Source organism: Rhizobium sp. BK491 (assembly GCF_014194925.1).
Lineage (GTDB): Bacteria > Pseudomonadota > Alphaproteobacteria > Rhizobiales > Rhizobiaceae > Rhizobium.
In genome coordinates this window covers 363,935-384,423 of record NZ_JACIAR010000002.1, presented here as the reverse complement: position 1 = coordinate 384,423, position 20,489 = coordinate 363,935, and the positions used below count along the sequence as shown (strand labels likewise).

General features: G+C 60.8%; 18 protein-coding genes and 1 tRNA gene. 5 read left to right on the top strand and 14 right to left on the bottom strand.

All coding sequences use genetic code 11. The features are described 5' to 3' along the window. Positions 1-42: 42 nt before the first annotated feature. From pyrC to FHX05_RS09740, 5 genes are all read right to left on the bottom strand, one after another. Entirely contained in the window at positions 43-1,083 is a 1,041-nt protein-coding gene (pyrC, locus tag FHX05_RS09760) for a dihydroorotase (protein ID WP_183871422.1), read from the bottom strand. 144 nt (positions 1,084-1,227) lie between these two features. Further along, positions 1,228-1,860 (bottom strand): nucleoside triphosphate hydrolase, encoded by a 633-nt coding sequence (locus FHX05_RS09755; protein ID WP_183871421.1) that lies wholly within the window; start codon positions 1,858-1,860, stop codon positions 1,228-1,230. Then, positions 1,857-2,666: an ATP-binding cassette domain-containing protein gene (locus FHX05_RS09750; protein ID WP_181476231.1), complete on the bottom strand. Its 810-nt coding sequence runs from the start codon at positions 2,664-2,666 to the stop codon at positions 1,857-1,859. The genes FHX05_RS09755 and FHX05_RS09750 overlap by 4 nt, the downstream gene beginning before the upstream one ends. Beyond that, complete coding sequence (locus FHX05_RS09745; RefSeq protein ID WP_015338686.1) at positions 2,642-3,706, bottom strand: ABC transporter permease; 1,065 nt, start codon at positions 3,704-3,706, stop codon at positions 2,642-2,644. The genes FHX05_RS09750 and FHX05_RS09745 overlap by 25 nt, the downstream gene beginning before the upstream one ends. 178 nt (positions 3,707-3,884) lie before the next feature. Further along, entirely contained in the window at positions 3,885-4,910 is a 1,026-nt protein-coding gene (locus tag FHX05_RS09740; protein WP_112609448.1) for a sugar ABC transporter substrate-binding protein, read from the bottom strand. 251 nt (positions 4,911-5,161) lie between these two features. Between FHX05_RS09740 and FHX05_RS09735 the strand changes: the two genes are divergently transcribed. Continuing rightward, the gene (locus FHX05_RS09735) at positions 5,162-6,409 is read left to right on the top strand and encodes an ROK family transcriptional regulator (protein WP_183871420.1); all 1,248 of its coding nucleotides are present in this window, start codon (positions 5,162-5,164) and stop codon (positions 6,407-6,409) included. Further along, positions 6,393-6,827 carry an RbsD/FucU family protein gene (locus FHX05_RS09730; protein ID WP_183871419.1) on the top strand — a complete coding sequence of 145 codons (435 nt, stop codon included), beginning with the start codon at positions 6,393-6,395 and terminating at the stop codon, positions 6,825-6,827. Before FHX05_RS09735 ends, FHX05_RS09730 begins: the two co-directional genes overlap by 17 nt. Before the next feature lie 208 nt (positions 6,828-7,035). Here the strand turns inward: FHX05_RS09730 and FHX05_RS09725 are convergent, their stop codons facing one another. The 5 genes from FHX05_RS09725 to FHX05_RS09705 form a co-directional block, all read right to left on the bottom strand. Beyond that, on the bottom strand, positions 7,036-8,073 hold the full coding sequence (locus FHX05_RS09725; RefSeq protein ID WP_183871418.1) for a 4-hydroxyproline epimerase: 1,038 nt from the start codon (positions 8,071-8,073) through the stop codon (positions 7,036-7,038). Positions 8,074-8,250: 177 nt separating this feature from the next. Continuing rightward, positions 8,251-9,555, bottom strand: coding sequence for an alpha/beta hydrolase (locus FHX05_RS09720; protein ID WP_112609444.1), 1,305 nt, complete (start codon positions 9,553-9,555; stop codon positions 8,251-8,253). Between the two features lie 550 nt (positions 9,556-10,105). Then, positions 10,106-10,987, bottom strand: a complete 882-nt coding sequence (locus FHX05_RS09715; protein ID WP_183871417.1) for an aldo/keto reductase — start codon at positions 10,985-10,987, stop codon at positions 10,106-10,108. 196 nt (positions 10,988-11,183) lie between these two features. Further along, complete coding sequence (locus tag FHX05_RS09710) at positions 11,184-11,828, bottom strand: TetR family transcriptional regulator (protein ID WP_183713241.1); 645 nt, start codon at positions 11,826-11,828, stop codon at positions 11,184-11,186. Between the two features lie 57 nt (positions 11,829-11,885). Continuing rightward, the gene (locus tag FHX05_RS09705; RefSeq protein ID WP_183871416.1) at positions 11,886-12,533 is read right to left on the bottom strand and encodes a methyltransferase domain-containing protein; all 648 of its coding nucleotides are present in this window, start codon (positions 12,531-12,533) and stop codon (positions 11,886-11,888) included. 215 nt (positions 12,534-12,748) lie between these two features. Here FHX05_RS09705 and FHX05_RS09700 point away from each other — a divergent pair, with 215 nt between their 5' ends. After that, entirely contained in the window at positions 12,749-13,669 is a 921-nt protein-coding gene (locus tag FHX05_RS09700; RefSeq protein ID WP_183871415.1) for an oxidoreductase, read from the top strand. A 74-nt stretch (positions 13,670-13,743) separates the two neighbouring features. On the opposite strand, the gene FHX05_RS09695 is transcribed toward FHX05_RS09700, so the two are convergent. After that, complete coding sequence (locus tag FHX05_RS09695; protein WP_246698926.1) at positions 13,744-14,076, bottom strand: BA14K family protein; 333 nt, start codon at positions 14,074-14,076, stop codon at positions 13,744-13,746. Positions 14,077-14,362: 286 nt separating this feature from the next. On the opposite strand from FHX05_RS09695, the gene FHX05_RS09690 reads away from it, so the two are divergent. Then, positions 14,363-14,812, top strand: coding sequence for a MarR family transcriptional regulator (locus tag FHX05_RS09690; RefSeq protein WP_183871414.1), 450 nt, complete (start codon positions 14,363-14,365; stop codon positions 14,810-14,812). After that, positions 14,809-16,359, top strand: a complete 1,551-nt coding sequence (locus FHX05_RS09685; protein WP_183871413.1) for an MDR family MFS transporter — start codon at positions 14,809-14,811, stop codon at positions 16,357-16,359. The genes FHX05_RS09690 and FHX05_RS09685 overlap by 4 nt, the downstream gene beginning before the upstream one ends. A 113-nt stretch (positions 16,360-16,472) precedes the next feature. Here the strand turns inward: FHX05_RS09685 and FHX05_RS09680 are convergent. The 3 genes from FHX05_RS09680 to FHX05_RS09670 all read right to left on the bottom strand — a co-directional run bounded on the left by FHX05_RS09680 (position 16,473) and on the right by FHX05_RS09670 (position 20,362). Then, positions 16,473-16,549, bottom strand: a tRNA-Arg gene (locus FHX05_RS09680). A 125-nt stretch (positions 16,550-16,674) separates the two neighbouring features. Beyond that, positions 16,675-18,195: a HAMP domain-containing sensor histidine kinase gene (locus FHX05_RS09675; RefSeq protein WP_183871412.1), complete on the bottom strand. Its 1,521-nt coding sequence runs from the start codon at positions 18,193-18,195 to the stop codon at positions 16,675-16,677. 160 nt (positions 18,196-18,355) lie between these two features. Then, entirely contained in the window at positions 18,356-20,362 is a 2,007-nt protein-coding gene (locus FHX05_RS09670; protein ID WP_183871411.1) for a methyl-accepting chemotaxis protein, read from the bottom strand. Between the last annotated feature and the right edge of the window lie 127 nt (positions 20,363-20,489).

Genomic DNA, 20,489 nt, shown 5'->3' with positions numbered 1-20,489 from the left:
CAATATCATTTCTATATTTTAATTTACTTATGTAAGACCCGTCTAAATCTCGACATCCCAATGCAATGGGAACATCGGGTCGAAAACGGTGACCGGGCCGGCTCCGGTCTCGATCTTGGCAGGGAAAGTCACGGCCTCAGGCCGGCGTACCAGGATGATGCTATCCTCGTTGACGGGCAGGCCATACCAGGCCGGGCCGTTCAGCGACGCAAAAGCCTCAAGCCTGTCCAATGCACCTTCCTGCTCGAAGACATGGGCAAGGCAGCTCATGGTGTTGATCGACGTATAGATGCCAGCGCAGCCGCAGGCGCATTCCTTCAGCGGATCGACATGCGGAGCCGAATCCGTGCCGAGGAAGAACCGGGCATCGCCGCTGGTTGCGGCCGCACGCAAGGCAAGACGATGGTTTTCGCGCTTGGCGACCGGCAGGCAGTAATAATGCGGGCGAATACCGCCGACCAGAATGGCATTGCGGTTGATGATCAGGTGATGCGTCGTGATCGAACCGGCGAGGTTTGCCTTTGCCGACTTGATGTAGTCGACCCCGTCCGTGGTGGTCACATGCTCCATCGTGACCTTCAGTTCAGGCAGGCGTTGGCGCAACGGATCAAGCACGGTCTCGATGAACACGGCCTCGCGATCGAAAATATCCACCTCGGGCGTCGTGACCTCGCCATGAACACAGAGCGGCAGGCCTATCTTCGCCATGCGCTCCAGCACCGGCATTGCCTTGTTCAGATCGCGCACGCCGCCATGCGAGTTGGTTGTCGCACCCGCCGGATAGAGTTTGACAGCGGTGATGAGGCCGCTCTTCTTGCCTTCTTCGACGTCGTCAGGATTGGTATGTTCGGTGAGATAAAGCGTCATCAGCGGCAGGAAGCGATCACCCGCCGGCAGCGCTTTCAGGATGCGCTCGCGATAGGCGGCCGCATCCGCCGTTGTTACCACAGGCGGCACGAGATTGGGCATGATGATGGCGCGGGCGAAATGCCTGGAGGTATCGGCTATCACGCCTTCCAGCATGGCTCCGTCCCGCAAATGCAGATGCCAGTCGTCAGGACGGCGGATGGTGAGCTTTTGCATGGGCGCGACCTCTGGAAATGTGAGCGCGATCCTACCCGAAAGCTGCTTCAGCCTTTTCGAGATCGCACTTTCTGCTATCGCGCTTCGATAGCACCATCCGCCCTCGCAAAACAATCCGCGACGGCGGTTAAATGATGGGCGAGGTCAATCCTGCACGATATCTATGGTGACGTCCGCGCGGCGCCGGTTCTCCAGAATCAGCCGGCCGTTCGGCAGATCGTTGCCGTAAACCTTGGCCCGGGCGGCTTCTTCATCGAGATCGTAGCCCCTCCAGCGCGCCCAAAGTCGCTCTTCCAGCACTTCCATCGGCGGCGCGAGCATGATCGAATAGTCGAACATGCCTTCCAGCTCCGCCCATTTGCCCTGGTTGAACAGCAGATAATTGCCCTCGATGACGATGAAGCGATGATCTGCCGATACGATGCGGGCCGAGGCGATGGCAATCTCTCGCGAACGGTCGAAGACCGGCACCAGGACCTCCTGGTCGGCGGCGCGTACGGCCCTGACGATATCGAGGAAGGCCCGCACATCGAAACTGTCAGGCACGCCCTTCCGTTTCAGAAGTCCCTTCTCGATGAGGACGGCGTTATCCATGTGGAAGCCGTCCATGGGCAGGACTTCGGCGCTTTCACCCCTCGCCTTCAACGCCTTGGCGACATTATCGGCCAGGGTGGATTTGCCTGCCCCGGGCGGCCCGGCAATCGCCACCAGGAAGCGTTTCGTGTTGCCGGCGCGCGCGATGATCTCGCCGGCAACATCGTCAAGAGAAACACTCATGCAGCGACGTTCTCGACCGGCGGAGCCTTGGCGCCGGTCATGAAGGCAACCGCGTCGGACATGGTGTATTCCTTCGGATTGATGACGGTCAGGCGTCGTCCAAGGCGGTGGATATGGATACGGTCCGCAACCTCGAAGACATGCGGCATATTGTGCGAGATCAGAACAATCGGCAAGCCGCGCGCACGCACGTCGAGGATGAGTTCAAGGACCTTGCGGCTTTCCTTGACGCCTAGGGCTGCCGTCGGCTCGTCCATGATGACGACCTTGGAACCGAAGGCGGCGGCACGTGCCACGGCAACGCCCTGACGCTGACCGCCGGAGAGCGTTTCCACCGCCTGGTTGATGTTCTGGATCGTCATCAAGCCGAGCTCGCTGAGCTTGTCGCGGGCGCGCTTTTCCATGGCCGGCCGATCGAGCATGCGGAAGACGGAACCGAGGAAACCGGGCTTGCGGATCTCGCGACCGAGAAACATGTTGTCGGCGATTGAGAGCGCCGGCGACAGCGCCAGGTTCTGGTAGACCGTTTCGATGCCGGCATCGCGCGCTTCCATCGGCGACCTGAAATGAACAGGTTTGCCTTCCAGCTTGATCTCGCCTTCATCGGGTGTCACCGCGCCGGAAATCGCCTTGATCAGCGAGGATTTTCCGGCGCCGTTGTCGCCGATGACCGCAAGGATTTCGCCGGGATAGAGATCGAAATCGGCGTTGTCGAGCGCGGTGACGCGTCCATAGCGCTTGACGAGACCGCGGGCAGTGAGGATGGGTTCGACGGTCGTGGTCATGCCGATACCTTTCTGATCCATTGATCGATCGCGACGGCGCCGATGATGAGCACGCCGGTCAGAAGCACCTTCCATTGCGGATCGGCGCCGAGCATGTTGAGGCCCATGGAAACGACGCCGACGATCATGGCGCCAAAGAGCGTGCCGAGGATCGAGCCGCGGCCGCCGAAGAGCGAGATGCCGCCAATCACGGTTGCGGTAATCGCCTGAAGATTGAAGTCCGTCACGGCCGAAGACGGTGAGACAGAGCCGTTGCGGCCGATCGAAACCCAGGCGGCAAAAGCCGCGATCAGTCCCGAAACGCCATAGACGGCAAGCAGTACCTTCTTGGTCTGGATGCCCGACAATTTCGCCGCTTCCGGATCATCGCCGACGGCATAGACATGCCGGCCCCAGGCGGTATGATTGAGAATATACCATAGGCCCAGCACCAGCAGCACCATGGCGATGACGCCGAGGGTCAGCACCGCACCGCCAAGCCGGAAGCTGATCGCGAAGAGATGCAGGAGCGGCGCCTTTTCATCGACATCGGTATCGCGGATGGTTTCATTGGCGGAATAGATGAAGTTCGTCGCCATGACGATGTTCCACGTGCCGAGCGTCACGATGAACGGCGGCAGCTTCATGTTGGCGACGAGGAAACCGTTGAGCAGCCCACAGAGGCCGCCAGCGGCCATGCCGGCGATGATGGCGACCGGCGCCGGCAGACCGTAAGTGACGGCAACGTTGCCCATGACGACGGAGGAAATAACCATGATCACGCCGATCGAAAGATCGATGCCGGCGGTCAGGATGACCAGCGTCTGGGCAGCACCGAGAATGCCGACGATCGCGATCTGCTGCAGGATCAGTGTCAGCGTATAGGCGGAAAAGAACCGCCCACCGATCGCGATGCCGAAGATCACGATCGCCATTACCAATACGATCAACGGCACGGCGGCCGGCGTCGAATGCAGAAAGTGCTGCACGCGCTTGAGAAAAGAGACATCGTGCTGCTCGAACGACGCGACGTTCTTGTCGCTGCCGTCGAGAACACGTTCGAATTCCTGTGCTCCGGACATAATTATTCCTCCGCCACCGCGCTCATGCGCGGAAACCGCCGGCTGTTAAGGGGTCCGCCGAGGGGATGAACCCCGGCCGACGTGACTGTTGCGATGGTCTGCTCCCTTATAAGGAGAGCCGCGCCAGCAGGCGCATGACGCGGCTCCCGAAGGGATTATATCACATTTCGCAAGGGGCTTAGCCCCAGCACTTTGCCGTGCCTTCCTTGGTGTCGATCGACTTCAGGCCGGAAACCGGCTTGTCGGTGACCAGGGAGACGCCGGTGTCGAAGAAGGACTTGCCTTCGGTCGGCTTCGGCTTCTCGCCGCTATCGGCGAACTTCTTGATCGCCTCGACGCCAAGGGCTGCCATCATCAACGGATACTGCTGCGACGTAGCGCCGATCACGCCTTCCTTGACGGATTTGACGCCCGGGCAACCGCCGTCAACCGACACGATCAGAACCTGCTTTTCCAAGCCGACGGCCTTCAGGGCCTGATAGGCGCCGACAGCGGCCGGTTCGTTGATCGTGTGGATGACGTTGATGCTGGAATCCTTCTGCAGGAGGTTTTCCATGGCCTTGCGGCCACCTTCCTCGTTGCCGTTGGTGACATCATGGCCGACGATGCGCGGATCGGTTTCGTCGCCGATCTTGTTCGGATCCTTCGGGTCGATGCCGAAGCCGATCATGAAGCCCTGGTCGCGCAGGACGTCGACGGAAGGCTGCGACGGCGTCAGGTCGAGGAAGCCGATCTTGGCATCCTTGGCCTTGTCGCCCAGCGTCTTGTTGGCCCATTCGCCGATCAGCTTGCCGGCAAGAAGGTTGTCGGTGGCGAAGGTCGCGTCGGCGGCGTCAGCCGGTTCCAGAGGCGTGTCGAGCGCGATGACCAGCAGGCCGGCATCGCGTGCCTTCTTGACGGAGGAAACAATGCCCTTCGTGTCGGAAGCGGTGATCAGAATACCCTTGGCGCCGCTGGCGATGCAGCTTTCGATCGCGGCAACCTGGCTTTCGCTGTCGCCGTCGATCTTGCCGGCATAGGACTTCAGCGTGACGCCGAGTTCCTTGGCCTTGGCGGTGGCGCCTTCCTTCATCTTGACGAAGAAGGGATTGGTATCGGTCTTGGTGATGAGGCAGGCGGATACGCCGGCGGCCTTGGCCGGAGCGGCAAATGCAACGCCGAGCGCCAGGGCGGCAACGGCTGCGGAAATAATGGATTTCTTCATTCAATCCTCCCGATGTTTGAAAAGCCGGACCCTCCGGCTGTCGCGGGTTCGCTTCGAACCCGGTTAAAGATGCGTCAAGCCTGTGGGATTGTTTTCGGTGGACCTCCTCCAAGGCTATGCGCGCATCCTCGACGGTCGATATCAGACCCTAAAGAAATCCGCCTGTCAATAAATAAATCGGATTGAATTATTAATTCGATGTGGCATTCTGGAAAAAAATAGGGCATGGCCATGATGGAAGGAGCAGGCCCATGTCTCTCGTGCATGACCCGGAGGACACACCGACAACACCGGCGATTCTCGACCCCTCTGGGGGCGCGAACCAGCTTGGCGTGCGCGCCCACAACGAACGGCTTGTGCTTTCGCTCGTGCGCCGTCACGGCGCTCTTTCGAAGGCCGATATTGCGCGGCGGAGCGGGCTTTCGGCACAGACGGTGTCCGTCATCATGCGGGAGCTGGAAAAGGACGGGTTGCTGTCCCGCGATGCGCCGGTCCGCGGGCGCGTCGGTCAGCCTTCCACTCCGATGCGGCTCAATCCGGACGCCGTACTCTCCTTTGGCGTCAAGATCGGCCGACGCAGCGCCGACCTCGTGCTGATGGATTTCGTCGGCGGCATCCGGATGCAGCTCCATCAGATCTACCCCTACCCGCTGCCGCAGGACATCATCACCTTCGTCGCGGCCGGCATCAAGGAACTGGAAGGGCGCCTCAGCGAAGAGCAGCGCCGCAAGATCGCGGGAATGGGCGTTGCCGCACCGTTCGAGCTCTGGAATTGGGCCGAGCAGGTGGGCGCGCCGCCGGGAGCGATGGATGCCTGGCGAGGCTTCGATCTAAGAGCCGAAATCGCCTCGCGCGTGGCTTACCCGGTCTTCCTGCAAAACGACGCCACCAGCGCCTGCGGTGCCGAACTGGTCTTCGGGATCGGCCCGCACTATCCGGATTTCGTCTATTTCTTCATTGGCTCGTTCCTCGGCGGCGGCATCGTTCTGAATTCGTCCGTCTTCGTTGGCCGAACGGGTACCGCGGGCGCACTCGGCCCGCTGCCCGTGCGCGGCCGCAACGGCGAGAATCGCCAGCTTCTCGAGATCGCCTCGATCTTCGTGTTGGAAAATCTATTGCGGGATCATGGTTTCGACCCCCGCCCACTTTGGTATTCGGCGGATAATTGGATCGATTTCGGCGAGCCGCTGGAAATCTGGATCCAGGACACGGCCAAGGCACTGGCACAAGCGATCGTCGCCGCCGCCTCCGTTCTTGATTTCAGCGCCGCCGTCATCGATGGCGGCTTTCCCGGCTGGGTGCGAGAACGCGTGGTGCGCGCAACCATCAAGGCAGCGGCGGAACTGGATCTTCAGGGCGTCGTCATGCCCGAGATCATCGAGGGCGCCGTCGGGCCGCAGGCACGCGCCATCGGCGGCGCCAGCCTGCCGATCTTCGCGCGCTACCTCATCGACCAGAACGTTCTTTTCAAGGAGATAGAGCATGCTGAAGGGCATTGACCCGCTGTTGAGCCCGGAGCTTCTGGCGACGCTACGCGCCATGGGCCATGGCGACGAGATCGCCCTCGTGGACGGCAATTATCCCGGTCTCGAACATGGACGCCGCCTCATCCGCCTCGACGGCCACGGCGTCATTCGCGTGCTCGATGCCGTGCTGAGCGTGCTGCCGATCGACGATTTCGTGCCGCAGGCGATATTCCGGGCGACCGTCAAGCAGGACCGCGATGCCGTCGACCCCGTCCATGCGGAGATGATCGAATGCTGCGCCCGGCATGTGCCCGAGATCAAGGTCGTGCCGTTACTGCCGGCGGAATTCTACGAGCGGGTGCAGCGTGCGCATGCGCTGATACAGACCAGCGAGCCCAGGCTCTATGGGAACATTATTTTGCGCAAGGGTGTGATTTATCCGAAAGCATAAGATTGTGCCAAAGGCCCCTCATCCGGCCTCCGGCCACCTTCTCCCCGCTCGCAGGGAGAAGGGGATGGGCGCACCCGCAGCCTTCCTATCAACCAATTGCCCAAAGTAGCGTGAGAGGTCGTCCCCTCTCCCCGTCAAACGGGGAGAGGGTTAGGGTGAGAGGCAAAACTCTCGAAGAGACAGGTGGGAACTGTTTGCTCGGCCACCCTCAAATATCTCCCGCCGAGGGTCCCCAGACATCCGTCATGGCAAAACCTTCCGCCATCGGGTCGAAGGGATCGAGTGCCACCTGACTCAAGCCGAAGGTGAAGCCGCGGCCGGTAATCGTCGGGATGATAGCCGGCTTTCCGGCAACTTCGGTCTCTGCCTGCAGCCCCACTTCGAACTCCGAACCGATGATCGAGCGGGATTTGAAGACATCTCCGACCTTGGCCTTTCCGCGCGCGTGCAGCGTCGCCAGATTGGCCGAATTGCCGGTGCCGCAGGGCGAGCGGTCGGCGCGGCCGGGCCACATGGTCGTGCAGGTGCGGATGGCGCCATCGGCGTCGATATCGCGGAACATCACATAGGCAACGCCCGAGATGGCCGGGATTTCCGGATGAACTACGGTCATCGCACGGTTGATCGCTTCCTTGATGACCATGCCGGCATGGACGAGGGCAGCCGCATTGGCCTTTTCGATCTTCAAGCCGATCTGGCCGACATCGACGAGCGCGTAGAAGATGCCGCCATAGCAGAGATCGAGCTTGATCCTGCCCCATTGCCGTGTGTCGAGCCCGACATCCAGCTCATGCACGAAGGACGGCACCATGGTCAGCCGCACTTTTTCGCAGCGGCCGTCGCGGCAGGTCGCAGTGGCGCGCACGAGGCCGGCGGCGGTATCGAGCGTGACGACCGTTTCCGGCTCCTTCATCTCGACGATGCCGGATTCGAGCAGCGCCGTTGTCACACAGATGGAATTCGAGCCCGAACTCGCATGCGCCTGATCCGGCTGCAGAATGATGAAACCGGCATCGGCCTCAGAATGCTTGGCCGGCAGCAGCAGGTTCACCGATCCGATCGGCGCGCCGCGCGGCTCCAGCACGAGGAAACGGCGCAGCTCCTGGCCCTTTGGATCCGTGTTCAGCCAATGGAGCTGCTCGGCAATGCTGTTGCCGGGGATCTTCGGCACGCCGCCGATGGCAACCTTGCCGATCTCACCCTCGCAGTGAACGTCCAGCAATTGGATCGTGCGCTTCCATCTCATCTCATCCACTCCAATCACACACGGCAGATCGTGCAGCCGTCGACACCGATATCGGGCCAACGAATTGGCCGGCGCCATCTGACTGCTTGCATCTCTGATATATCAGATGGCGAAACATGACTATCGCGTTTCGCAGCAACGATGAATGCGGCTGCTCCGGATCGGATCATGATAGCATTATTGACGCAATGCTTCGCCGACATTGCTGCCGGTCGCCTCGACGCTATCGCCCAGAGATCCCACCGTATTGCCGGCCGATGCGCCGACGCGACGCCATTGCTCGCCGTAATTCGCCCGCGTCCGAGGATCGAAAATGGCAATCGGAGCGCTGACGGCAGCACCCGCCACGCTGCCGACCGTCTGGGCAGCACCCATGGCAACTGCTCCGACGGCATCGCCGATGCCGACATCGGAATCGGTGATCGTCTGGCCGGCAATCAACCGCGCACCGATCAGTTTCACCACTTCCGGGCTTTCGGCGAACTTGCCGTGATTGAGACCATCGCCGGTTTTGAGCTTCGTGAGATCGAGCACAGTAATCCCCTGCTTTTCCAGCTCACTGCGATAGGGCTCAGCTGTCGGGTCGATCTGTCCGAGCCGGTCGATATTGCCGGAAATGCGACGCGAGAGTGAAAGCGCGCGATCGTCCCGCGAGACGAACAGCGTGAAATGCGGCTTGTCCTTGCCGAGTGCTGCGAACTGTCTTCCGAAGACATCGACGTCGAGATCGGGCGAAGCCAGGATGACATTCTTGATCTTCGGCGCAACGCGACCGTTGCGGATCGCCATCTGTCGCAGCGATTCGACTGCGAGCCAGCTGCCCATCGAATGCGCCATGACGGTGATATCGCCGACGGCCGGATCAGCGGCGACGCGGCGCAGCAATTCCTCGAGCGAGTCACGGGAATAGTTCGTGCTTTCCTTGTCATAGGCATAGTCGAAGATGCTGGCGCGCGACGGCCAGGTAAACACGATCGGTGCGACATCGGCATGCGAATCGTGAACGATCTGCGCAAAGCGGTAGACGGCATCCTCATAGCGGTTGTTGAACCCATGCACGAAGATCAGCACCCGTTTGTTTTTCGGCAATTCCGCATGCACCCAGGCTCGCCCATCCGCCTCCGTCGCCAAAGGCTTGACGGCGGTGGTGACGAAATTTTTCAGCGGATCGCCTGGCAAGCGGCTCGGCCACTGCACCTGGCCGACCTTGCGATTGGCCTCTGGCGGAATAGAGACGCTGACGGCATCCACCTTGAGCCCCGGCCCGCGCTCACCCGAAAACAGGATGGCCGGATCTTTGTCCGGCAGGCGTGTCGTCGCGACGAGGAGATCGACCTTGGATGTGCCAGGCACGTTTTCACTGATGGGCTGCATAACCCCGATAGGGCGGCCGCAAGCGGCGAGCGACAATGTCGCAACCACGGCCATAGTTCGGAGAAACAGCTTTCCCCACCGGCCCGAACCCGCCATGCGCTGCATCATGCAACCCTTCCATACCGCCATAACGTCGCGCCACTCTACGCATGGATACCTGCGGTGCAAGCCGCTCCCGCGGCTTATGGCCACATGACGCGATGCTAATTCGCGGCGGCATTGCAAAGGCGCAACGCATCGACGCATTCTGACAAGTCACTCACGATGGGAAGATAAAAAAAGAGCCCGACGCGGGAGGAGGATGCATCGGGCTCTTGATCCGGATTGGCAACTGGGAGGAGGAGGAGTGTTGCCAATCATTGAAGGAGCGCTGGGAGGAGGAGTGCGCTGCCTTCGAGGGATTAGATATAACGCCTGCGACAGCATGAACAGATCGGCTTTCGCAATGCAGCAATGCATACAGCGCATTGCTTTCTTTGCAGATACCGGAAATATCGCATAATACGGGCATTTTAGGGCTTACCAGCGCCTATTTTGCAGTCGTTATTGACCCAAATCCCAGGATTCACATGATCGTGATCGGCGTTTCTGCATGGGAAAGGGCCTTCGCCGACGCTTGTCCGGTCAGCACCCGCCCACCGGACAAACGAATTTCGACTTATACAGCCTTGAAGGCCTTTTTGCCTTCCGCGTCCAATGCTGCAAACTCCTCGTCGGAGAGGGCGATGTTCACGGCGGCGATGTTTTCCTCGAGATGCTTGACCTTGCCCGTTCCGGGGATCGGCAGCATCACAGGGCTGCGCTTCAGCACCCATGCAAGCGCGATCTGGCTCGGAGCGGCATCGTGCTTTTTCGCGATAGTATCGAGCAGCGAGCCTTCCTTGGCGAGATCACCGGCGGCAAGCGGAAACCACGGGATGAAGCCGATGCCGTGCTTTTCGCAATAGTCGAGTACATCTTCGCTGGTACGATCGACCAGATTGTAGCGGTTCTGCACCGTCACCACCTTGAAATGCTTTGAAGCCGCCTCGATGTCGGCAACCGAGACTTCGCTCAAGCCCGCATGACGGATGATGCCGTCGCTCTGCAGCGACTTCACGGCATCGAACTGCTCGGCCGCCGGCACCTTGGAATCGATGCGATGCAACTGCCAGAGATCGATGCGATCGACGCCGAGATTGCGCAGGCTTTTGTGCGCCTGCTGGATCAGATATTCGGGGCGACCCACCGGCACCCAGACATTCGGTCCGGTTCGAGTAAGACCACCCTTGGTCGCGACCACAAGACCATGGCCATAGGGATGGAGCGCTTCCTTGATAAGACGTTCGGAAACGTCCGGGCCATAGGAATCGGCGGTATCGATGAAATTGATGCCAAGTTCCGGAAGGCGCCTCAGCGTGCGGACGGCTTCGTCACGGTCCTCTGGCTCACCCCATATACCGGCACCGGTAATGCGCATGGCACCGAAACCGAGACGATGAACGGGGAGATCACCGCCGATCTTGAACTGGCCGGACTTGGCTGCGTCGAGTTCTGACATGATTATAGTCCCTTTTGCTGATCTGAAATGTATCTGGCATGAGCGGCATCCGGGAGGGATGCCGAGATTTTAAGGGCAAATCTGGGTTTCGCGAGGGAGAATGCGGTCGCGACCCGGTACTAGATGGGTCTGCATCGCGGCATATGCAATGCGTCGAGGCCGATCAGGCGGCTTCCCCTGCTCTAATCTCGCGCCGTCATATGTGCCGCTGCGCCTGCTTCCCGAGATCGGCAAGCGCCGCCCAAAGCTCGTCGAACAGATTGCGGGCGAACTGCTCTACCGAGATATCCTGTGGAGATCGCATCCATCGCTCGCTGCCGATGCGCAGCATCGTCACGACGGCGGCCGCAAGCATGCCAAAGCGGAGACGCTCCTCCTCGCCGCCGCTGCCACGGGCAGACAGCGCGTCCGCGAGCTTCTTCTCCAGCTTGGCATATTTCAGTTGATCGCGAGCCTGAAGCGTCGGCGTATTGTGAATGAGGGCGGCCAGAGCAAGGCTTTGCGGATCTGCTACCGCCGTACGAAGGGCAGAATTGACGGCCGCCTCGATGACTTCGACGACCGAAGCATCCTCGGGCTGCGCGGCAACCGCACCGATCAGCTCGCGGGCAAAACCATCCTGCCAGGCAGCAACGACCTCTTCCTTACTGGGGAAGTAATCGAAGAAACTGCGCTTGGAAACATCGGCCGCTTCGGTGATGTCTTCAATCGTGGTAGCGTCAAAGCCGCGCTCGAGGAAAAGCTTCAGGGCGGCGGCTTGGATGCGTTCGCGGGTTTGACGGCGCTTGCGCTCGCGCCGGCCTTCCTTTACCGCGCTATCGACATCCGGCTTTTTTGCCATCCGCTACCCCCGGCACTCGCTTCGGCCGCCCCAAATCGGCCTTGCCGGCATTCGCTCCTAAGCGCTGATTCCGGCTTTCCCTCCGGTGCTACGATATTTGGCGCCGATGATCGAGAGCTCCAGAGGATTTTGCCGCGATATCCTGTAAACACATGCCGGCGGAATGTTGCGCACTGTGCCGCCGATGCGCTTTGCAGTGAGACCAAGGCTTTCAAGGATAGCTTTCTGCACGGGACAGCGCGGGCCGTAGGTGAACTGATAGAAAGCCCCGCCCGGCTTCATCGTTTCAAAAGCGCCGCCAACAATGGCCGCGACCTTCGAGGGCGGCATGGAGAGTAGCGGCAGGCCGCTGATGACAGCGCCGAAAGGCGCGCCATCGAAAAGACCGCATTGGCCGAGCTTGGCGGCATCCATATGCACCACTCGCGCTTCGGGGAAGCGCCCCCGCAGGCGGACGGCAAACTCCTCGCCGAATTCGACGAGCGTCAGCGCGTTTTCGGGAATGCCTCGCGCCAGCAGCGCGCGGGTGAATACGCCGGTGCCTGGACCGAGCTCAAGGATCGGGCCATCGACCGGCCCGATCTCCTGGGTCATCAGTCTTGCCAGCCGCTCGCCCGAGGGCGCGACTGCCGCAACGCGCATCGGATTGCTCACCCAGGAGCGGAAGAACTGCACAAAATCAGCGCATGAGGTCTTTGTCGTCATTCCGCAAATCCAATCTTCGGCCATAAGGCATGATGAGTGCCGAACAGCATGGCAATTCAAAGGCATGCCGCGCCATCCGGCTGCTGAAAGTCCCTGATACGCAAGTGTTGTCGCGCATTTTGCGCTTCCATATTTTCATTCAATGCAAACTTGCATTTAGTATATGAATTACCAGATACAACGGGCAATGCCAAATCTCTTCACAGGAGCCCGCAATGCCAGACTGGACAGTGAAAGATATTCCGCCGCAGACAGGTCGTATCGCAGTCGTTACCGGCGCCAACAGCGGTATCGGCTACGAGGCGGCAAAGGCTCTGGCAGCGGCCGGCGCCAAGGTCGTCATCGCATCACGCAACGAGGCCAGGGCCCAAGAGGCGATCGCCAAGATCCGTGCAGCAACACCGGGAGCAGACGTGACCTTCGAGGCGCTCGATCTAGCCAGCCTCAAATCCGTCGGCCGCGCGGCCCATCGCATTGCCGATACGGTGCCGCATATCGATCTACTTATCAACAATGCCGGCGTCATGGCCATTCCGGACCGGCACGAGACCGAGGATGGTTTCGAGATGCAGATGGGAGCCAATTATATCGGCCATTTCGCCTGGACGATGCGGCTGCTGCCGAAGGTTTCAGCGGCCGAAAATCCGCGCGTGGTCACGGTCAGCAGCCTGGCGCATCGCAGCGGCAGGATCAATTTCGACGATCTGCAGTGGCGCAAGCGCTATCGGCCCTGGCCCGCCTATTGCCAATCGAAGCTGGCAACGCTGCTCTTCAGCCTGGAGCTCGATCGCATCGCACGCGCTGAAGGCTGGAAGCTTAAGAGCATTGCCGCCCATCCCGGCTATGCCGTCACCGGTCTGCAAACCACGGGTCCCCGCATGGGCAGAGACCGACCAAGCCTGTTTGAACTTACCATGAAGTGGATGGAGCCGCTTGCTGCGCAATCGGCAGCAGCCGGCGCCCTGCCGACGCTCTTCGCCGCTACCGCGCCGGAGGCGGAAGGTGGCGCCATGTATGGCCCGAACGGTTTCTATGAACTCAAAGGTCCGCCGGTGCGCGCCAAAATTGCCGCTCACGCCCATGATCAGGCGATCTGGCGACGGCTGTGGGACATTTCCGAGCAACTGACCGGTTGAAGGCACCCCTTCCCGCAACAGTCTGAAAGAAATCCCCCTCAGCGGAACGGAGAGGGATTTCGATCTGTTTCACATTACGGGCTGACGCACTGGCGCCGCGGACCGTTGGTCGGCTGATAGGTATTGTCCGATGCACGATAGGTCTTGTAGCGGCTTGCACACCAGCGGACATGCGCGCCGCCGCGCGGAGGCTGTGATACGGCCCCGCCGATGATTGCTCCGGCTGTGAATGCAGCCATCGGATACCACCAGCCGTCATGACGCCGATAGCCAGGGCGATGATAGCGATAGCCGCGATGGCCGTGCCAGTAGCCGGGGCGATGATGCGGACGGTAGTGCGGACGATAATGGGGGCGATGCCGCCCGCGATAGTGCCTGTTGTGATGACGGTATTGAACTTCCGTCAGGCCGGGGGGCTGCTCACCCGTCTGCTGGATGGCCGGCTGGGTCAGCGGCTGGATTGGGGCGGCTGCCACCGGATCGAAAGACGTAACGGCAAGCAGTGCACTCAAGGTAGTTACTGTTACGGTTGTCAGAAATCGTTTCACAGCTCTTCTCCTCCCGTCGAGTCGCAATACTGATGAACAACGCGCAATGATTGAAAATCTTTCACAATATTATTGCTTGCGCAAGTACGTGCCACGCGATAGGCATATAGATAGGAAGCCTATCTATCTATCAGTGAGAGACGTAATGGGTAAAGCCGACCGCCGTCAGGGCCGCGAGGACGCCTACGCGCTGGCCGAGGCTTTGCGCCCTGCACTCCATCGACTCTATCGACAACTGCGGCGCGAGAGCGACGAGGCCGACCTGTCGCCGCTGCATGCCCTGCTGCTCGTCGCCATCATCCAACAGCCAGGCATCGGCGTTGCCGAACTAGCTCGGCTGGAAAGACTGAGAGGACCGACGATTTCAGGCCATGTGAAGGCGATGGAGCGGGATGGCCTCATTGCCCGCTCGGAACCGGACCCGAGCGACCGTCGCCGCAATGGCCTGGTGGCGACCGAGAAAGGTAAGGAAATCATCCGCAGCCTGAAACGACGGAGAACCGACTGGCTCGCCTCAGAACTCGCCAAACTGTCGCCGCAGCAGCGCGACGCCATTCGCGCCGCCATCGAACCGCTCATGGAGATCGGGCAATGAATGCGACTCTTCCGGGTAGTGCCACGCCATTGGCTTCGGCAGCAGACGTTCCGCCCGATCGCCGCGAGATCCGCGCCGTCATCCTCGGGTTGATGATCGTTCTCGGCCTCGGCGCCATTGACCAGAGCATCGTTGCGACGGCGCTGCCACGCATCGTCAGCGATCTCGGGGGCCTGACGCATCTCTCCTGGGTGGTCAGCGCCTATGTGCTCGCCTCGACCAGCACCATGCCGCTCTACGGCAAGCTCAGCGACCAATATGGCCGCAAGCCGATGATCTATGCGGCAATCCTCATCTTTCTTCTCGGCTCGGTGCTGAGCGGCATGGCGCAGACGCTGATGCAGCTCATCATCTTCCGAGCGATCCAGGGGATCGGCGCAGGCGGATTGCTGCCGCTGGCGCAGATCATCATCGGCGACATCGTGCCGCCGGCGAGACGCGGGCGCAATCAAGGCTCGATCGCGGCCGTCTTCGCCGTCTGCAGCGTCATCGGCCCGATCGCCGGCGGGGTCATCACCGATCTCCTGTCATGGCACTGGATCTTCTACGTCAACCTGCCGATCGGCGCCGTTGCGCTCGTCATGATCGGCCGTGCACTCAAGCGCCCGCATCAGGCGCGCAGCCGCCGCATCGACTATCTCGGCGCGGCGCTGCTGACGAGCTGTACGACGAGCTTCCTGCTGGTGCTCGCGCTCGGCGGCAATGAATGGGCCTGGAACTCGCCCGAGATTTTCGGGCTTTCTGCGCTTGCACTCGTTCTCTTCGTCTTTTTCATCCTGCATATCCGGCGTGAGCCTGAGCCGGTGCTGCCGCCCGATCTCTTCCGCAACCGGCTCTTCGTCGTCGCCTGCATCGTGCTCGCCCTCACCTTCATGGGCATGCTGGGAGCAAGCCTCTTCTTTCCGCTGTTCTTCCAGATGGTCATGGGGGTCAGCGCCTCGCATTCCGGCCTGCTCACCGGCCCACTGATGATCGGCGTCGTCATCTCCTCCATGGTCAACGGGCGCGTGCTGCTGCATCGCTTCGGGCGCTACAAGCCGGCGCAGCTCTGCGGCCTGAGCCTCGCAACCGTCGCCTTTGCCGTGCTCGCCTGGGCCGCCGCAACCAGCCAGGGCTTCTGGATCATCGAACCGACGGTCTTTGCGCTCGGCCTCGGCCTTGGCCTCGTCATGCCCACAATGACGATCGCGGTACAGAATGCTCTCCCCCCGGTCCATCGTGGCGTGGGGACGGCGACGCTCGCCTTCTTCCGCTCGCTCGGCGGCCTCATCGGCGTCACCGGCTCGGGGGCCATTCTCGCCTATCGCGTTCAGAAAGCCGGCGGCGTCCTCCACGCGATGCATGGTTCTTCACTGACCGAAGCCGGCATGAAACAGCTCGCCACCGCCTCTCCCGAGGCGCATGACGCGGCGATAGCGCTCTATCGTCACGCTATCGCCATGACCTTCGCGACGGGCACGGCGATCGTAGCATCGGCGCTGATCGTGCTGTTGTTCTTGCCGGAATTGCCGCTGGCGACAGATCACAGGCCGGGGGCCACGCAATGAAACTGAATCGGCGTGGAGAACAGTCAGAATGCGCATGCGCCGGACATCGAATATCTCGAAGACGCAGTACGTCCGCACCTGATAGATATAAAACTCAAATCTTTATAAAGAAATGGCGCACCCGAAGAGATTCGAACTCCTGACCCCCAGATTCGTAGTCTGGTGCTCTATCCAGCTGAGCTACGGGTGCGTGGCCGAAACGGAAGAAACCGTTGGCGTGGGCGGTTCTCTAAAGCCTCCCTTGAGGGAATGCAAGTGGATTTCTGAAAAAGATCGCAATTTTCGTGCATAGCGACGTCAAATAACTGAAAATAATCAGTTTTCTTGCAGGCTTCTGCTGCGGTAATCATCGAGGGATACCGGGCGGTCGGGAATTTCGATGCGGAACTGCGTGCCGGCCGCCGGTTTTTCGACGAGCGCAATCGTGCCGCCATGGGCAAGGACGAGTTCCCGGGCGATCGCCAGGCCAAGGCCGGTGCCGCCCGAGCGGGCGGAACCGCGAAAGGCCGTAAACAGGTTCTCCCTCGCCTTTTGCGGCATGCCCGGCCCGGTATCGTCGACGGTGATGCTGACGACGCTGCCGATCCGATGCGCCGAAACCGTGATTCGCTTGATGCTATCGGGTTCCGCCTCGCCGAAAGCGATCAGCGCCTGATAGGCATTTCGGCAGAGATTATGAATGACGCGGAAGAGCTGCTCGCTGTCGGCATCGACCTCCAGATCCGGGCTGAGCTGCACGATGAACTCGATGCCGCTGTCCGGATCGATCGCCAGGATATCACGCACCTCTTCAATGAGTTCGAATATGCGAATCTTGCGCCGGCGTGGGGCCGACTCGGAGGTCTGGCCAAAGGAGAGAACCTCGGTCGTGTAGCCGACGGCGCGATCGATGGTGCGCAACAGCTTCGGAGCAAAGCGCTTGACCATCGGGTCGTCGACATCGACCAGACGATCCGACATCAGCTGCGCGGCCGAGAGGATATTGCGCATGTCGTGATTGATCTTCGACACGGCGAGGCCCAGCGCTGCCAGGTTCTTCTGCTGCTTCAGGGTCTTCTGCAGTTGCGACTGCATGGAGGCGAGATGGCGGCCGGCCACGGCAAGCTCGTCGCCTCCCCTGTCGGGAACAAGGATGCGGCCTGGATCCTCCGGATCGTCCGAATAGGCCTGCATGCTGTCCGTCAGGCGGCGGATGGGGCGGATCATCATGCGATTGATCGCAAAGAAGATCAACGTTGCGGTGAACAGCGAGATGAGGATGGAGACGAAGAAGACGCTGGTCGAATAGGCAAGCATCGCATTGCGCAGCCGGGTATCCTTCAGCACCACCTCGATGCCCGTATTGGCATCACCGCCAACCGGACCGAACACGCGGATGATGCGATTGCCGCCGAAGAGCAGCGTATCGAGCGCATCCTTGATGGCGGTGAGCTGGGACACGTCGCTGAGATCATACTTCTCATCGACGGCGGCCGGCATCTCGGCTGTAGCCAGCAGGCGCGACGTGCCGTCCTTGCGCAGAACGATGGCCCGCGTGCCCGTCGCCATCAGCGTCTCCTTTTGCAGAGCACGCGGCAGTTCAGCCGGCTGCAGACCGTCGATGACGATGGCAGCGGCAGCGGCGGTGTTCAGCCGATCCTGCAGCCACCGCAGCCGCATATTGGCGACCGACGGCACGAAAATCAGCACTTCCGCCATCGAAATGAAAACGACGGTGAGGATGAGGAGCTTGCCGGAGAGGCCGCCGAAAATACCTGTGGGACGACAAAGCTGGGACAGGCGGCCTTTCTCGACCTTGCCGTCCTTTACGGCATCCTTATCCCGCCCACTGTCCATTTCACTTGTCCCGCTTCGCTTAAAAAGCGATCTGATGCGATCTGATCGAAACTAGATAATAGGCGATTGTGGAGCTTTTTCCAATCGGCTCGGGATTTTGACAGAAGGCGGAAGCCGGCAGCGACGCTCGGGCGCTGCAGCCAGCCTCATATCTGACGGATCAGAACTCTTCCCAGCCTGGCGCCGCTGCGGCCGGAGCAAGCGCCCCGCCGCCAAAGGCGGTCGCGACCCTGTCGATCATGCGGCGTGCCGGCGAAGCGGCCGGGCGATGCGTCTCGGCGCGCGCGGGAACGGGAGCGGAAACATTGGCGGCGTCCACCTTGAAGCGCGAGACGAGCTGGACAAGGCCATCCGCTTCGGCCGCCAGCCGATGGGTCGCGGCCGAAGTCTCCTCGACCATGGCGGCATTGCGCTGAGTGACCTCATCCATCTGATTGACGGCCTTGTTCACCTCCGACAGGCCCGTTGCCTGTTCGCGTGCCGCTGTCGCTATCGAGTGAATGTGATCGTTGATCTTCAGCACGCGGGCCTCGATGGAGGACAGCGCCTCACCGGTTGCCTGCACGAGCTTGACGCCGACCTGCACCTCGTTACCGGACTTGCCGATCAGCGCCTTGATATCCTTCGCCGCGGTGGCGGAGCGCTGGGCGAGCTCACGCACTTCCTGGGCAACGACGGCAAAGCCCTTGCCCGCATCGCCGGCGCGTGCGGCCTCTACGCCGGCATTGAGCGCCAGTAGATTGGTCTGGAAGGCGATGTCGTCGATCACGCCGATGATCTGGCTGATCTCGCCCGATGCCTGCTCGATGCGTCCCATGGCGTCGATCGCGTTGCGAACCACCGTGCCGGAGCGGGCCGCGTCGTCCTTGGCTTCGCTCACCATGACGCTCGCCTCGCGCGCCCGTTCCGTCGAATTCTGAACGACGGAGGTGATCTCGTCGAGCGCTGCCGAGGTCTCTTCCAGAGCGGCCGCCTGCTGTTCAGTGCGCTTGGAAAGGTCGTCGCTGGCGTGACGGAGCTCGTTGGTATTGGAATTGATCGAACCGGTGGTGCCGCGCACTTCGCTCATGGTGCTTTTGAGCGTCTCGAATGTCGCGTTGACGTTCTGCTGCAGTTCGGCGAAGGCGCCCTGGAAATTGCCCTTCATTGCCTGGGTCAAGTCTCCCTCGGCCAAGCTCGCGATGACGCGGCGGACTTCGCCGATACCCGTGTCGACGCTCACAAGCAGTTCGTTCACATTGCCGGCGAAACGATTGAGGTTGACGTCGCCATAGTCCTTCTCGATGCGGTGGCTGAAATCGCCGGCCGCGGCAGCAGAGACTGCGAGAGACATGCTCGACTGAAGCTCGTCGCTTTTTGCGCGCAAGGCCGCCTCCTCGGCATTCATGCGGCGCACGGCCTTGCCGTTTTCCTTGAAGACGTCGACGGCCGCCGCCATCTCGCCGATTTCGTCCTTCCGGCCGGCAAATGGCACCTCGATATCGAAATGACCATTGGCGACATTCTTTATCGCATCGGTCACCTTGCGGATCGGACGGCTCAGATGGACGGTTCCGATATAGGCGCCAAGGCCGACGCCCGCCGCAATACCGGCAGTCATGATTCCGAGAACGACCCACAGGACGCTGCTATGAAAGGCTGCGATCTCGGTCTCTGCCTTTGCAAGCTCGGCCTTGTCGGTCTGGACGATCGCATCGATCTCAGCCTGAAAAGCCTTGCGGTTTGCGCGGTTCGCCTCGTTGTTGCCCTGCTTGCCGGCGGCATCCGGGCCATCGGTCACGCCGAGCCTGGCCGTTTCCGTTCGAAAGACGCGAAACTCCTGGGCACGGGCCTGCAGCTTGGTGAATTCCGGCTGCTGCATCTCCGGCACCAGGGGTGCCCAGCTTGCAAGCACCTTGTCGATCTCGTCGAGATCGACCATCAGCCCATCGGCAAAGGGTTTGGAATCCTTTGCGGCAGCGGCGGCATAAATGCCGCGCGCTTCCATCACGACCGCGGTCACGTAACGATTCAGGCGCTCGCCCATGTAAGCGCGGCTCGCCGTCTGCTCGTAGCTCTGTAATTTCTGGTCATATTGATGCAACGCATAGAGCGCAGTGACGCCGATCATAAGCGCCGCCCCGGCCATGACAGATACAAGCAGATTGATTTTGCCGCGAATTTTCACAATACCCCTCCGGCGCAGATCCCATCCCCCATAAATCGATGGGTTTTACCGCACAAAGCTAGATATCGGCTAAAATCATTAATGTTATATTGAGTTATCTTTAATCCAAGCGCCCAACATTCTTCAC

Coding starts and splice junctions, on each gene's coding strand:
- pyrC (WP_183871422.1), bottom strand. CDS start 1,083: ATGCAAAAGCTCACCATCCGCCGTCCTGACGACTGGCATCTGCATTTG.
- FHX05_RS09755 (WP_183871421.1), bottom strand. CDS start 1,860: ATGAGTGTTTCTCTTGACGATGTTGCCGGCGAGATCATCGCGCGCGCC.
- FHX05_RS09750 (WP_181476231.1), bottom strand. CDS start 2,666: ATGGATCAGAAAGGTATCGGCATGACCACGACCGTCGAACCCATCCTC.
- FHX05_RS09745 (WP_015338686.1), bottom strand. CDS start 3,706: ATGTCCGGAGCACAGGAATTCGAACGTGTTCTCGACGGCAGCGACAAG.
- FHX05_RS09740 (WP_112609448.1), bottom strand. CDS start 4,910: ATGAAGAAATCCATTATTTCCGCAGCCGTTGCCGCCCTGGCGCTCGGC.
- FHX05_RS09735 (WP_183871420.1), top strand. CDS start 5,162: ATGTCTCTCGTGCATGACCCGGAGGACACACCGACAACACCGGCGATT.
- FHX05_RS09730 (WP_183871419.1), top strand. CDS start 6,393: ATGCTGAAGGGCATTGACCCGCTGTTGAGCCCGGAGCTTCTGGCGACG.
- FHX05_RS09725 (WP_183871418.1), bottom strand. CDS start 8,073: ATGAGATGGAAGCGCACGATCCAATTGCTGGACGTTCACTGCGAGGGT.
- FHX05_RS09720 (WP_112609444.1), bottom strand. CDS start 9,555: ATGATGCAGCGCATGGCGGGTTCGGGCCGGTGGGGAAAGCTGTTTCTC.
- FHX05_RS09715 (WP_183871417.1), bottom strand. CDS start 10,987: ATGTCAGAACTCGACGCAGCCAAGTCCGGCCAGTTCAAGATCGGCGGT.
- FHX05_RS09710 (WP_183713241.1), bottom strand. CDS start 11,828: ATGGCAAAAAAGCCGGATGTCGATAGCGCGGTAAAGGAAGGCCGGCGC.
- FHX05_RS09705 (WP_183871416.1), bottom strand. CDS start 12,533: ATGACGACAAAGACCTCATGCGCTGATTTTGTGCAGTTCTTCCGCTCC.
- FHX05_RS09700 (WP_183871415.1), top strand. CDS start 12,749: ATGCCAGACTGGACAGTGAAAGATATTCCGCCGCAGACAGGTCGTATC.
- FHX05_RS09690 (WP_183871414.1), top strand. CDS start 14,363: ATGGGTAAAGCCGACCGCCGTCAGGGCCGCGAGGACGCCTACGCGCTG.
- FHX05_RS09685 (WP_183871413.1), top strand. CDS start 14,809: ATGAATGCGACTCTTCCGGGTAGTGCCACGCCATTGGCTTCGGCAGCA.
- FHX05_RS09675 (WP_183871412.1), bottom strand. CDS start 18,195: ATGGACAGTGGGCGGGATAAGGATGCCGTAAAGGACGGCAAGGTCGAG.